Annotated in this window: 6 protein-coding genes and 4 pseudogenes; 5 read left to right on the top strand and 5 right to left on the bottom strand. The window is 70.9% G+C overall.

Annotated elements, in window-relative coordinates; translation table 11 throughout:
• Positions 1 to 210 precede the first annotated feature (210 nt).
• Entirely contained in the window at positions 211 to 1,539 is a 1,329-nt protein-coding gene (locus ACZ6D7_RS42430) for a phosphoribosyltransferase family protein (RefSeq protein ID WP_469503003.1), read from the bottom strand.
• Positions 1,540 to 2,225: 686 nt separating this feature from the next.
• On the opposite strand from ACZ6D7_RS42430, the gene ACZ6D7_RS42425 reads away from it, so the two are divergent.
• Entirely contained in the window at positions 2,226 to 3,188 is a 963-nt protein-coding gene (locus ACZ6D7_RS42425) for an Acg family FMN-binding oxidoreductase (protein ID WP_469503001.1), read from the top strand.
• A gap of 6 nt (positions 3,189 to 3,194) precedes the next feature.
• On the opposite strand, the pseudogene ACZ6D7_RS42420 reads toward ACZ6D7_RS42425, so the two are convergent.
• From ACZ6D7_RS42420 to ACZ6D7_RS42405, 4 genes and pseudogenes are all read right to left on the bottom strand, one after another.
• A pseudogene (locus tag ACZ6D7_RS42420) lies at positions 3,195 to 5,154 on the bottom strand (heavy metal translocating P-type ATPase); the annotation flags it as partial.
• Positions 5,152 to 5,397 (bottom strand): annotated as a pseudogene (locus ACZ6D7_RS42415) (DUF4383 domain-containing protein); the annotation flags it as partial. The pseudogenes ACZ6D7_RS42415 and ACZ6D7_RS42420, both read right to left, overlap by 3 nt.
• A 232-nt stretch (positions 5,398 to 5,629) precedes the next feature.
• The gene (locus tag ACZ6D7_RS42410; RefSeq protein WP_469502998.1) at positions 5,630 to 8,341 is read right to left on the bottom strand and encodes a cation-translocating P-type ATPase; all 2,712 of its coding nucleotides are present in this window, start codon (positions 8,339 to 8,341) and stop codon (positions 5,630 to 5,632) included.
• Between the two features lie 41 nt (positions 8,342 to 8,382).
• A complete protein-coding gene (locus tag ACZ6D7_RS42405; RefSeq protein WP_469502995.1) occupies positions 8,383 to 9,204 on the bottom strand; it encodes a universal stress protein in 822 nt (273 codons plus the stop codon).
• 297 nt (positions 9,205 to 9,501) lie between these two features.
• On the opposite strand from ACZ6D7_RS42405, the gene ACZ6D7_RS42400 reads away from it, so the two are divergent.
• From ACZ6D7_RS42400 to ACZ6D7_RS42385, 4 genes and pseudogenes are all read left to right on the top strand, one after another.
• Positions 9,502 to 10,380 (top strand): universal stress protein, encoded by an 879-nt coding sequence (locus ACZ6D7_RS42400; protein ID WP_469502992.1) that lies wholly within the window; start codon positions 9,502 to 9,504, stop codon positions 10,378 to 10,380.
• Positions 10,381 to 10,896: 516 nt separating this feature from the next.
• Positions 10,897 to 11,172 (top strand): annotated as a pseudogene (locus ACZ6D7_RS42395) (transposase); the annotation flags it as partial.
• Between the two features lie 333 nt (positions 11,173 to 11,505).
• A complete protein-coding gene (locus ACZ6D7_RS42390; protein ID WP_469502989.1) occupies positions 11,506 to 12,891 on the top strand; it encodes a hypothetical protein in 1,386 nt (461 codons plus the stop codon).
• A 91-nt stretch (positions 12,892 to 12,982) separates the two neighbouring features.
• A pseudogene (locus ACZ6D7_RS42385) lies at positions 12,983 to 13,662 on the top strand (DUF4839 domain-containing protein).
• Positions 13,663 to 13,930: the final 268 nt, after the last annotated feature.

Genomic DNA, 13,930 nt, shown 5'->3' with positions numbered 1-13,930 from the left:
GAGGACCACGGACCGTCGACGGTCTCGCGGGCGGTGAGCGGCGGCCCCCTGACGGCTCATACCCGGACGTGGGCGCTGGTGCGGGCACGCCCACAGGCTCGAGGACTCCCCCGCCGGGGAGAGGTCGGTGGCCCGGTGCTCGCCCCCTCATCGGAGGGATCGTGCCGCTGCCCCTGAGCACCCGCCCGTGGCCGGAGTACGCGTTCAGGATCAGCGCTCCGCATGCGGGACCGGGGCCATGTGGTCGGTGAACCAGTCTCGGGCCAGATCGGTGACCTGCTCCAGGGCCCCGGGTTCCTCGAAGAGATGGGTCGCGCCGGGGACGACCGCGAGCCGGGTCTCGCAGCGCAGCCGGGTCTGTGCATCGCGGTTGAGGTCGAGCACCAACTCGTCGTGGCCCCCGACGATCAGCAGCGTGGGCGCCGTCACCGCCGGCAGCCGTGGCCCGGCCAGGTCGGGCCTGCCGCCCCGCGAGACGATCGCGGCGATCCGCGCGCTCGGCTCGGCGGCAGCCCACAACGCGGCGGCCGCGCCGGTGCTCGCGCCGAAATACCCGACAGCCAGCCCCTGGGTCTCGGGCTGACCTCGCACCCAGCCGGTGGCGTCCGCCAGACGCCGGGCCAGCAGCCCGGTGTCGAACACGTTGGCCCGGTCGCTCTCTTCCTCCTCCGTGAGCAGGTCGAAGAGCAGCGTGCCCAGCCCCGCCCGGTTCAGCCCGGCCGCGACGACCCGGTTGCGCGAGCTGTGCCGGCTGCTGCCGCTGCCGTGCGCGAACAGCACCACCCCGGCCGCGCCCTCGGGCACCGTCAGCTGCCCGCGCAGCACCATCGCACCGGCCTGCACGTCCACCTCCGGGTCCTCCGGCACCGCGTGATGCGGCTCGGTGCGGCGGCTGCTCACCGGACGGGCCACGGCCGCTTCCAGACAGGCGACGACCTCGTCGTCGTCGGTCTGGGAGAAGTCGGCGTAGAACTGCCCGAGCGCATGGAAGTCCCACGGGGTGTGCGGGCACACCAGTTCGTCGGCGTCCTCGCCGAGCCGCGCGGTCCAGTCGTGCGGTGCCACGGGGACGGCGAGCACGATCCGTGCCGCTCCCCTGGCACGGGCGATCCGGCAGGCCGCTCGCGCCGTCGATCCCGTGGCCACCCCATCGTCGACCACCACCACCGTGCGGCCCGCCACACCGACCGGTTCCCGGCCTCGTCGGTACCGCCGGACGCGACTCTCCAGCACGTCCCGCTCACGGGCCTCGACCTTGGCCAGCGCATCCGGCGTGACACGCGCGGTGCGCACCACGTCATCGTTGATCACACGTACGCCGCCCTCGCCGATCGCTCCCATCCCCAGCTCCGGCTGGAACGGCACGCCCAGCTTGCGCACCGGGCAGACGTCCAACGGCGCGCCCAACGCCCTCGCGACCTCCGCGGCAACCGGCACCCCTCCACGGGGCAGCCCCAGCACCACCACCCCGGCCCCCTTCAGATGCCCCAGCCGGGCGGCAAGCTGTCGGCCGGCATCACGACGATCCCTGAAGAACACGGTCCGACCTCCTCCTGCCGGGGAAACACGGCGGGCGACACCCGCCCCGTACCTCCATCCTCGCCCGCGCAGCGAACAGATGCGCATCGCCACGCGACCGCTCCGGCCTGGCCGCCGACGGCAACCCGAAGAAGAAACGGCTGGTGAACTGCCCCGGGAAAGCGAAGCCGACTCGCGCGAAGCCTCCCCGGCAAGGAGGTCGGCCGACTCGTCACAGCTGTGGCGGCACGCCGCGTCGGAGTCATACCGGTCCCGAAGGCCACGAACCCCGACCGCTCTCCACGACGCAGGCAGTGGGCGGCGCCCTGCGTCCGGGCGGGCTGACGCCACGCGCCGCGCAGACGGGTCCTGCCGTCGCGGGGTCGTCAGGCGGTCCCGTCTCCGGCAGGGTGCGGAACGATGACGACCGGGCAAGGTGCATGGTGCATGAGGCCCTGGCTCACCGCGCCCCGGTCCCCATCGCAGTGCTCATCGGGAGTGATGCGCGGTGTGCGCACCATGTCGTCGTTGATCACACACTCCAGGTTCCGGGAGCCCGCACGCGCCCGGCCACGACCGCACGCGACCGGGGCCACCGTGGAATAGTGGAGGGGCCGGAAATCTCCCGTCCGCGAACGACCGGTCGGCTCAGGAGGGAGGCGGGTCCGGTGTCCGTACGTGAACTAGACACGACGACCGTGACAGCCATGGTCGAACACGCCACAGCGGCTCCGTCGATGCACAACGCGCAACCATGGAGATTCCGGTTCCTGCGCGGTGCCGACACCTTGCACCTGTACGCGGATCTCGAACGCGCCATGCCACGGGCCGACCCGACCACGCGCTGCCTCCACCTTGGCTGCGCCGCCGCCCTCTTCAATCTGCGCGTCGCCGCCGCCCATGCGGGCTGGGCACAGACCACCGAACTGCTGCCCGACCCCGCGGAGCCACGCCTGCTCGCGGTGGTGAGGCTGACCGGCCCGGCGCATCCCGGGAACGACGTCGAGGAAGACCTCACATCCCTGTTTCCGGCGATCCACCGCCGCCGTACCAGCCGTCACCCCTTCACCGACGAGGCAATACCCCAGGCCCTCAAGGACGCCCTGAGCGCCGCCGCGCTCCTGGAGGGGGCGCGGCTGGTCTTCCCCGACACATGGCATGTGCGGACATTGCTGGACCTGGTGCAAGACGCCGAGGGGCGCGACGCGATGGACGCCGCCGCGTCCGAGGAGCTGAGGCGCTGGACCCGTGTAGGCACAGAAGCGGCACGAACGGCGAGCGACGGAATCCCGGAGTACGCCTTCGGCCCTCGCCGACGCTACGGCGAGGCGCCCGTGCGTGACTTCGCCGGCAGGCGCGCCGTCGCCGGCCGAGAGGCCGCCACGTTCGAGAGCACTCCTCAGCTCGCCGTACTCGGCACCGCGGGAGACCGGCCGAGGGACTGGCTGCGGGCGGGCCAGGCCATGGAACGCGTGCTGCTGCAGGCCACCCTCGACGGGCTCGCCACCTCGCTCACGTCCCAGGCCCTCGAATGGCCCGAACTCCGATGGACCGTGCGCGACCCGCAGTCGGCGATGGGATCCGTCCAGATGGTGATCAGGCTCGGATACGGCCCCACCGGCCCCGGCACGCCGCGCCGCCCCGTCCACGAGGTACTCGACATCGAGTGAGCGCTCTCATGAGACCGAGCGGCCTCCGTCGGGCGGCGAAGAGGCCAGCGAGAAGTAGCTCTCCTCCTCCTGGGTAAAGTGCAGACGTAGAACAGTGTTCAGGCCATAGAGGCAGGAACGCAGATCGTCAAGTTGTTCGGGAGCCAGGCCGCCCTCGGCACGGGCGAGGTCGAGGTGGGTGGCGACCCGCCGGGAGAGGCGGGCGATCTCGGTGTGGGCGCGGCCATTGGTCGCGGTGGCCTCGGGCCCGCCGAGAGTGCGGGCGAGGGCCGGATGGAGTTCGTGCTCTTCCGCGTTCTCATGCGGCAGCAGCCGCTCCGTGAGCAGCCTGTGCGCCTCCTCGACGGCCGCGAAGGCCTGTGGGCCGGGGCTGTCGGAGATACGGTCGGCCGCCCCACGTATGGCTTCGAGGACGTCCTGGAGGTCGTCGTGTGCGGCCGCGAAACGCTGTACGAGTGCCTCGGCGGCGGGAGTGAGCGCCGGACGCGCCGCCTGGTCGACGCGTAGGGCGCGCAGCGCGTTGAGAATGACCGCGATGTCGATCCCTTCCTGAAGCAAGGCGCCGACGGCAGGTGGGAGCAGGCCCCACGCGGCGGCGATCATGGCGGCCAGTGACATGAGCATGCCACCCAGGGCTCTGTACGGCGATGCGCCGGGCTCGTACGGCAATGGAGACTGCGTCCGCCAGGCGGTCCACTCGATCGGTGGTCAGGACGACGTCGGCCGCCTCCGAAGAGGCGGTGGAGCCCCGTGCTCCCATGGCCACACCGATGTCGGCCGCCGCGAGGGCAGGGGCGTCGTTGACGCCGTCGCCCACCATCACCATGACCGCACGCGCGCGCTCGGCGCCCACCGCGGCGACCTTGTCGGCCGGGCTGAGCTCGGCACGCACGTCGTCAAGACCTAGGACGGTGGCGATCTCCTGGGCAGGTTCCGCACGGTCACCGGTCAGCATCAGCAGCCGTTCGATGCCTGCCGCTCGCAGGTGGCGCAAGGTGCGGGGCGCGTCGGGGCGGACGGAGTCGCGAAGGAGGACGGCACCGGCCGACTGTCCGTCGACGGCCGGCCAGGCGACGGCCGCGCCGTCGAGAAGCGCACGGTTGTCGACGGTGCGGGCCCAGGACGGCCGCAGGCCCGGGGCGGCGACGCGGCCGATCGAAACCTGGTGGCCGTCCACCGCGCCGCAAGCGCCCCGGCCGGGTTCCTCGGTCACCGCACTGGGAGCCGAGAGCACGAGCTCGCGTCGGTGGGCCGAGTCGACGATGGCCTGGGCGAGGACGTGCGGCGAATACTGGTCGGCGGATGCCGCCAGGCGGAGCACTTCCGCGGGATTCCAGCCCGGCGCGGCGATCACGTCCAGTACCCCGGGACAGCCGGCGGTCAGTGTGCCGGTCTTGTCCAGCAGCAGGCGTGCGGGCCCGGCCCAGGTTCTCCAGGGCACCGCCGCCGCGGACGACCACGCCGAGGCGTGAGGCACGGGAGAGACCGGAGACGATCGCGACGGGTGCGGCCAGCAGCAGCGGACACGGGGTGGCGACCACCAGGACGGCGACCGCCCGGACCGCGGAACCGCTGACCAGCCAGGCCAGACCCGCCACCACGAGGGTGAGGGGAAGAAACCATGCCGCACAGCGGTCGGCGAGCCGCACGACGGGCGCGGACTCCGCTCCGGCCTCCTGGGCCAGCCGCACGATGCCGGCGTAGGTGCTGTCCCGCTCGGCGGCCGTGGCGCGAAGGTCGAAGGCAGCACCCGCGTTCACCACGCCGCTGCGTACGGTCTCCCCTCGCGCATGCCCTGACTGGAGGGGCTCGCCGGTGAGCGCGGATTCGTCGAGGACAGCGGATTCGCTCTCCACCCGGCCGTCGAGGGGACCACTTCCCCCGGGCCCACGACGAGCACGTCGCCGACACAGACCTCGGCCGGCGCCACCACGCGCACGCCGGTGGCGGTACGCAGGCGCGCGGACGCGAAGTTCCCGCCGACAGCTGTTCCGCCGACGAGGACCAGACCCCCGACGGCGGAGATCAGGCTCCGAAGACCGTTCGTCGGCATCCCCGCAACGCTCTCGCCGTCCGTACTGAATGGGCGGAGGTCGTCGGCGAACCCGAGGGCGCCGAAGAGCAGCAGGACGAGGCCGCAGAGAGCAGCGCCATGTCGGTAGATCTTGGCCAGCCTGTGATCCACGGGAAGTTCGGCACTCGGTCTCATTCCGGTTCCTTCTGCATGCCGCACCTGTCGGCGAGCGACGCCCCACCACTAATCGCTCAACACACCTTTCACCCCGGAAAGGAGAAGGTGCCCTGCGGATCCGGCCGGTCCGTTCCGGACACTCGGCCCCCCACCGGAATCCTCGTCCAGCCCTGCCACGGTCCTGTCGAAGTCCGCGTGCCCCCGAGAACGGCTGGCCGGCGGCCACCTGCGCGAGCAAGGCCGTCGGTGGTCACGCCGGTCGTCCCTGAGCCCGGCGAACGGCCGAGACCTCTCGTCCTACGACACGCGCCAGCAGCTCGGCGAGGAGCACGCTGGACGCCGTGGCCAGGCACACGGCCCACTGTGCCGTGTCCAACGGCACAGTGCCGAAGACACTGTTGGCCCACGGCAGGTGCACAGCGACGACCTGCACGACGAGGACACCGGCCAGGCACAGCCACAGGGTGCGGTTGCGGAGCTGGTGGCGGCCGAGTACGGGGCCGTCGTCCGCACGGGCGTTGAGCGCGTTGAACAACTGGAACAGCACGAAGGTGGTGAACGCCATCGTCAGGGCCGTCTCCGCGCCGACGCGCTGACGGGCGAGGGCGAGCAGCCCCACCGTGCCCAGGGCCATGACCGCGCCCGCTCGGCCGACGGCGACGAGGCGGCGGATGTCCAGGATCCGTTCGCCCGGGTCGCGCGGCGGGTGCCTCATGACGTCGTCCCGCGCCGGGTCGACAGCCAGCGCCATCGCGGGCGGCCCGTCCATGATGATGTTGATCCACAGGAGCTGTACGGCGGTGAGAGGCGCGGGCAGTCCGGCCAGGGAGGCCCCCAACAGGGTCAGGATGGCGCCGATGTTGGTGGCCAGCTGGAAGCGGACGAACTTGACGATGTTGCCGTAGATGGCGCGGCCCTCGCGGACCGCCCGCACGATCGTGGAGAAGTCGTCGTCGGTGAGGACCATGTCCGCGGCTTCCTTGGCCACGTCGGTGCCGGTGCGCCCCATCGCCACTCCGATGTGAGCGGCCCGCAGCGCGGCGGCGTCGTTGACCCCGTCACCGGTCATGGCGACGATGTGCCCCCGGCTCGACAGCGCGCGGACGATCAGGACCTTGTGCTCCGGAGCCACGCGTGCGAACACGCCGATGCCGTCGACGCGCCGAGCCAGTTCGTCCTGCGTCATACGGTCCAGCTCCGCGCCGGTGACGACGTCTCCGCCGATCTGCAGTTCGCGTGCGATGGCTGCCGCCGTGTCCGCGTGGTCTCCGGTGATCATCTTCACGGCGACTCCGGCCGAGCGGCACAGCGCCATCGCCTCCCTGGCCTCGGGGCGTGGCGGATCCGCGATACCGGCGATCGACGTCAGTGTCAGTCCCGACAGCGAGGCCGGCGTGACCGTCACCGGAGCGTCGTCGAGCAGCGTGGTCGCCGCGCCCAGCACCCGCAGGCCGGTGCCACCCAGTTGCGAGACGACGCCGAGGATCTCGTTCCTCCCCGCCTCGTCGAGGCTCCGCACACCGTCATCGGCACGAACGCCTGTGCACAGGTCCAGCAGGACATCCACCGCGCCCTTGACGAAGACCCGGGTGCGGCCGTCGGGCTCCGCATGGAAGGTGGCCATGTACTTGGTGGCCGCGTCGAAGGGCAGTTCGCCCGTCCGCGGGCGCTGCGTCCGTAACTGTTCGGCGTCCACGCCCGCCTTCGCCGCGAGCACCACCAGCGCGGCCTCGGTGGGGTCGCCCAGGAAGCCCTCGTCCGTCAGGCGAGCGTCGTTGCACAAGGCGAAGGGAAGGAGGGCGTCCTGCAACTCGGCTGGTGTCACCGCGGCCTCGGAGTCGGCAGAGCGGACGGCGCCCTGCGTTCCGTACCCCTCGCCCGTGACCTCGTAGAATCTCCCGCCGGTCCACACGGACCGTACGGTCATCTCGTTGAGGGTGAGCGTGCCGGTCTTGTCGCTGCACACGACCGTCGCCGAGCCGAGGGACTCCACCGCGGCCAGGCGCTTGACGATCGCCCCGCGGCGCGCCATCCGGTACACACCGAGCGCCAGGGTGAGGGCGAGTACGGCGGGAAGACCCTCGGGGATCGCGGCGACGGCCAGGGCCACGGCGCGCAGCGCGATGTCCGCCGGCGCCTCCCCGTGGACCAGCGCGGCAAGGGCGTACACAACGACCGCGACACCGCTGACCAGCGCGAGTCGCTTGCCGAGGCTGTCCAGCTGTATCTGAAGAGGGCTGGGTGGTTCGGTCCCGGAACGCAACTCGGCGGCGATCACTCCCAGTTCGGTGCGCATACCGGTGGCTGTGACGATCATCTCGGCGCGACCGCGGGTCAGGGACGTGTTCATGAAGAGCATGCTGGTGCGCTCAGCGAGCGGTGCCGGGGTCGCGCCATCACCGGTCGTCGCGGTCATGCTCTTGACGACAGGTTGGGACTCGCCGGTCAGGGCGGCCTCGGCCGCCTCGACCGACTCGGCGACGATCAGTCGTCCGTCGGCCGGAACACGGTCGCCGGCTTCCAGCAGCACCAGATCGCCGGGCACGAGGGCATGCGCCTCGACGATCTGTTCCCGGCCGTCGCGGCGCACCCTGGCGGTGGGTACGAGCATCCGGCGCAGGGCCTCCAGGCTGCGTTCCGCGCGCCGCTCCTGCAGGTAGCCGAGGACGGCGTTGATCTGCAGCACCACGGTGATCACCACAGCGTCCTTGACGTCGCCCAGGGCGGCGGCCACGACGGCGGCGATCAGCAGGATGCCGATGAGCCAGTTGCGGAACTGGTCCAGGAACTTCAACCACTCCGGGCGCCGGGCCGGTTCGGCCAGCCGGTTCTGCCCATGCCCGGCAAGCCGCTCGTCGGCCTGTCGGGTACTCAGACCCGCTGCCGGGTCGAGGTCGAGGAAGGCTGCCACCCGGGCCGGATCGAGCCGGTGCGCTTCTGCCACCTCTGCGGGCCGGTCCATGGCGTCACGTATCCGCGAGTCTTCCGTCGTCCTCGGCCCGGTCACCGGTTCCCCCCCTCTTGGCGGATCACCGCGACGGGGCACCCGGCGTGCCGCAGGGCCGCTCGGCCGACCGTGGCCGACAGGACGGCCCATCGGCCCCGACACCGCGTGCCGATCACGACCAGCTGGGCGTGGGTGCTCATTTCGATGACCGCTCGGCGTGTCCCGCCCCGGACACGGGGACGGCACACGGTGATGTCCGGATACTTCTCCCGCAGCGCGGCCACGGACTCGCAGGGTCGGTCCTGGGGCCGCGCGTTCCTCGTCGCCGACCCGTTCAGCACCACCACGTCCGTCTCGCGGGCCGACGCCTCGGCGAAGGCGAACTCGGCCGCTCGCCGACCGACGTGTCGGTCCTCGCAGGCGAGCACGACGGGACCGGCCGGGTCCGGCCCGCCGCGGACCATCAGCACCGGAGAACCTCCGTGGGCGGCCAGCCAGGCCGCGACGGAGCCGCGCCGTCCGCTGCCGGACCGGCTCGCGGGTCGGCTGCCGACGACGGTGAGCGAGGCACGGTGGGACTCGCTCTCCAGCACCGTCGCGGCTTCACCCATGAGGACCGTCCGCGTGACACGCACGCCGGGCGCGGCGCAGCGGGCCCGGCGCTCGGCCTCCCTCAGCGCGCCGTTCGCCGAGCCGAGCGACCCGATTCCGCCTGGGTCCCAGGGAGGCACGCCCGGCGGCACGTGGGCGGCCGGCCACTCGCAGGCGTGCGCCAGACGGAGTTCCACCCCCAGACGGTCTGCCTCCCGTGCGGCGGCCTCCACCGCGGCCATGCTCGTCGTCGAGCCGTCCACGCCCACCAGTACAGGGCCGCTCATGACGGCTCCCCCTTTCCCCTCAGACGCCTCAGGACCGCAGCAGTGGTGCTCACCACCGGTCCGACAGCGGACAGCCCTGTGCTGCCGGTCCCCACGGGTCCGGCGGCCCCGTCCTGCTTGCTCGTTCCACGGTCCTGACACGCGGAACGCCGCGACAGGGGCCGGTCGGTCCCCCAAGCGCACCGGCCGGCCCTGTCGTCGGCGGATCGGGGCTGATGAGAATCGAGGCGGTGGAGAGAACAGCGCGCGGTCATCGAGGCTTCGGCCACCTGTCGCGCCGGACACGGGAGATACGCCATGACCGGACCCGTCGTGATCGGACTCGACGGCTCACCCGAGAGCGTGACAGCCGCGTGGTGGGCCGCCGACGAGGCCGCCCGCAGGGGGCTGGGTCTGGTCCTGCTCCACTCATGGACCACACAGCCGCTCGACGTGCCGGTCCCGCAGGAGGCCCGGAGCAAGCAAGGGTACGGGCGGGACCTGCTCCAGCGCATGGAGGCCGAGCTGCTGCACCGGTACGGCGATCTGGAACTGACGACGGAACTGGTGCGGGAAACCGCCGCCCAAGCCCTCCTTGACCACAGCAAGGGCGCGTCGCTGCTGGCTCTGGGGTCGAACGGCTTCGGTTCGACGGCGAGTTTCCTGCTCGGATCCATCAGCCTGCACGTGCTGGGCCTCGCCCAATGCCCGACGGTCACCGTCCGGGCCGGGGATCCTGCTGTCGAGAGCGGCTGGGGTCACCCGGCCGCGGCGGACCGCGACGAGGTGGTGGTCGGCTTGTCGGAGGCGGGGCCGGCGAGCGACCCGCTGCTGGAATTCGCCTTCACCACCGCGGAGTCGTACGGCATCGGTGTACGCGTCGTGCGTTCCCTTCCCCGTCGCGCTCCGCACATGACGTCCCCCGGGAACGCTGACGTCCGCCGCGAGTCGGAGGAACGCAACCGGCTCACCACCACCTTGGTCATGTGGCGCAAGATGTTCCCGGGCGTCCCCGTCGTGGAGCAGGTGGACACGGGATCGGCCGCACACGCCCTGCTGTCCGCCGGCACCCGCAGTCGGCTCACCGTGGTGGGACGCCGTCGCCAACCTTCCCACCTGACGTGGAAACTCGGCCCCGTCGCACACGCGGTGCTGCACCACGCTCCGAGCCCCGTCGCCGTAGTGCCGCACGGCTGAGACAGGGCACGCCCGAGCGCACCACCAACGAACCCGGGCTCCGCGACGGTGGTGCCGACGTGAACGAGCGGATGAGCCACCTGCCCGACCGGCCGGAAAGGCCGCGCTGCTCGACTGCGCGCACCACGTCGGACGGTTCCGGGAAAGGACGGCCGTCGACGACGTGAGCCCGCGCATCGCGCCCGGTGCGACGTACGGCCTGCCCGGGCCGATCAGAGCCGACAAGACCACCACGATCCGAAGGGTGTGCGGGCTGCGGCGCCGGACGGCCCGTCACCATCCCGCTGCCGGTGGAGCCCGCGGGGCCGGTGGAACCCGCGGGCGGCACTGGGCAGCCGGTCGTGTCCTCTTTGTCGTCCGTCGTGGCCGGCCAGGTGGCCGGTCTGCGGGCCGACCGCTTCACGACCGGCCGGGCCGGTGGTGGCTTCGCCGCGCCACTCGCTCCGACCCGACGGCGGCCATGCCGATCGACCCCGGTGGGTATCCGCCGACGCCGCCTGTCCCCTGGCTCCCGATACCGACTACTGGCTGTCCAACCTGCCCGCCGACACCCCGCTGGCCGAGCTGGTCCGCCTGGCCAAGATCCGCTGGCGCATCGAGCACGACTACCGGGAACTCAAACACGGCCTCGGCCTGGACCACTTCGAGGGACGGTCCTGGACCGGCTGGCACCACCACGTCACCCTGGTCACCGCCGCCCACGCGTTCCTCACCGAACAGCGCCTGGCCCCAAAAGCCGATACACCGGACTCACCCTCTACCAGATCCTCGACACCATCCAAGACCTGCTGAACTGCTGGACCGGCACCTGCACCACCTGCCACCGCCCCCTGCCCAGAACATCCACCACCAGCCAGAACCCAAGAGCCAGAGCGACCTAACGGAGTCCTACTAGCCGCCCGAGCAACCGAAGACTCCCAGGTGGGTGAGTTCGTCATCGGAGTAAAGGATGATGTGGTCGCCGGCCTCCCCGTCACCGCCAACAACCCACCGGATCAAATGAGTTGATCCCGAAATCCGCATGCGTCAGTCCGCGGCACCCCAGTACGATCCCCTCGCCGCTTGTACATCAGTGCGTATCGGCGCGCTGTGTGTGGGCATCCCACGGGAAGGAATCACTTGATCATGTCCTTCGGCGCGAGACCACGTTCAGTCCTCGCTTCACTGGGAACCCTCGGCCTGGTACTGACCGGTGCCGCGTCGCCCGCGAGCGCGGTCGGCGGGACGCCCACCACACCGACCCAGCTGTTCAACGAATACCGGCACTGCTCGACCGACGCGGACCGACCCTCGTACCGCTGGGCCGGCGACGGCCTCGTCGTCGAAGGTATCCCCGGGGTCACCGATCCCACTGGCAACTCCCCGGTCGGCGTGCGGTATCAGGCCTGGCCGGTCACCGACCCGACGCGGATCACGACGGTAACCCGCGACCGCGTTCCCCTTGGTTTCGAGGCCCCCGCCACCCTGCCCGCCAGTGCGCTCGCCGACGGGCAGGCTTACGCGTGGCAGGCGCAGACGGTGGTCGGGGACGCAGCCTCGGACTGGTCGGCCCCGTGCTACGTCACGATCGACAACACCCGCCCGGCGAATAGGCCCACCATCACCTCGCCGAACTACCCGCCGGATGTGTGGAACAAGGGTGGCGAGCCGGTCGAGTTCACGCTGAGCGCGGGCGGTGTCGACGACGTCGAGGGGTTCGAGTTCGCCTGGCAACCGGACCTGCCGGCGATCGGCACGAGCATCGGTGCCTACGGCATTCCGCAGCCCGTCGACCCGTACTCCGACACGAAATACTTCAAGCGCGCCGACGCGCCCGGCGGTTCAGCCACGCTCAGCCTTGTCCCACCGGCTGGCTCCGGTCTGATGACACTGTGGGTGCGCAGCCTGGACCGGGCCTACAACGGGTCGGCGATCGCCAGCTACACGTTCCGCGTCAGCTCCTCGATGCCCACTGTCACCCCGGCCGTTCCGAAACCCGAGTTCGGTGAGCCGACCGAGTTCACGCTCCGTCCCGACCCCGAGCTCCATGCGAAGAGCCCAGTCGTCAGCTACTCCGTGCGGACCCTCAGCGGTCAGAACGACAGGACCTTCGAGGTCGCCGCGGAGGCGGACGGAACGGCGGTCATGGAGCTCGCGATGGACGGCATCTACGGCGTGAACCTCCAGGTGACCAGTAGGAGCGCGAACGGCTGGGTCAGCGACGCGGCCTGGTGGGGTATCAGCTACGACACCACTCCCACCGTCGCTTCGGACGCCTACCCCGAGAACGGAACGGGCGGCGTCGGCGTCCCGGGCACCTTCACGTTCACGCCGAAGGTGAAGGATGTCGTGAGCTACACGTACACCTTCAACAACAGTGACCCGGAGGTCACGGTCCCCGCGGACGCCGACCACACCGCGAGCATCGACTGGACCCCGGCCTCGGCCGACTGGTACAGCCTCACGGTCTACGCGACGACCCGCTCCGGCATCCAACTGGCACCCTACGACTACTACTTCACCGTGAACTGAAGCCCGAACCGACGGCGGATCGGCATGCCCAGGGCCCATCGAGGTCGCCGGTGAGCCCTGGGCGGCCGGACGCCAGAGCTCACCGCGCCCGGTGCGGCTGATACCTCAGCGCGTCACGTACGCGCTGTCGAGCCGCCGGTGCACAATCGACAGCGTGGTCAGCAGTTCCATCGACGTTGCCTCTGCACTCAGCGGCGGAGGCGAGAGGCAGGACGATTCGAACAAGTCGACGCACGCTGCGAGCGAGAAGCGTTCCGCTACGCCGACCCCGGCCGCGGCCGAACCGGCTGCCAGTGAAGTGATCACACTGCAGAACAACCCGGAGTTCGCGGCGCTGCTGAAGGCGGACACGTGCGACGACGCGAATCAGGACTTCGCGACGAGGCACCAGGGTCAGACGGTCGCGTTCAACGGCTCGATCGTGCACATGGCGCCCCACGATGACTACGACACCCGCTATGACTTCCTTCTGGCCCCGGCGACGAGGGACCCAACACGACGGTCGGCCTGGCCTCCAAGTACGAGGACGTCAACATCCTTGACCTGAATCTGACCGGCAAGAGGATCCCAGCCACCGTCGACACAGGCGACACGTTCCGCTTCGTCGCTGAAGTGTGCGAGTTCAACGCGGACGCTTGGCCAGAAGGTGCGCCGGATCCTGAAGATGGACCTCAAGCCCGCCGTGGGCGCTCACCTGCGGGAGCAGATGCTTCCGTTGAAGTACACGTCGCTCAATCCTGCCGACTGGCTTCCTGCCGGACGTTTCGGTGAGCGGGACGTGGTGATCGACATCCCGAGCCCTGACCGTGCTCCTCCACATGCTGCGCCCGGTCCGGTGCGTCGGCCACTTCGAGTGCGGCCCGCACATGGGGGTACGGGGGCCGGTAAAGGAACACCGCCAGGACCACCGTCGGCGCCCGCACGTGCCCCCGGCGACTAGTAGTGCTTGGTCAGGTTCGTATGAGTGTGGGTATGTCGCGGTGGCAGGTGGGGCAGGCGCCGGTCCAGAGGGCGAGGAGTGTCTGCAGGTCGCGGACGA

This window comes from Streptomyces sp. NPDC041784 (genome assembly GCF_055591025.1).
This window is presented reverse-complemented; position numbering and strand designations above follow the sequence as displayed.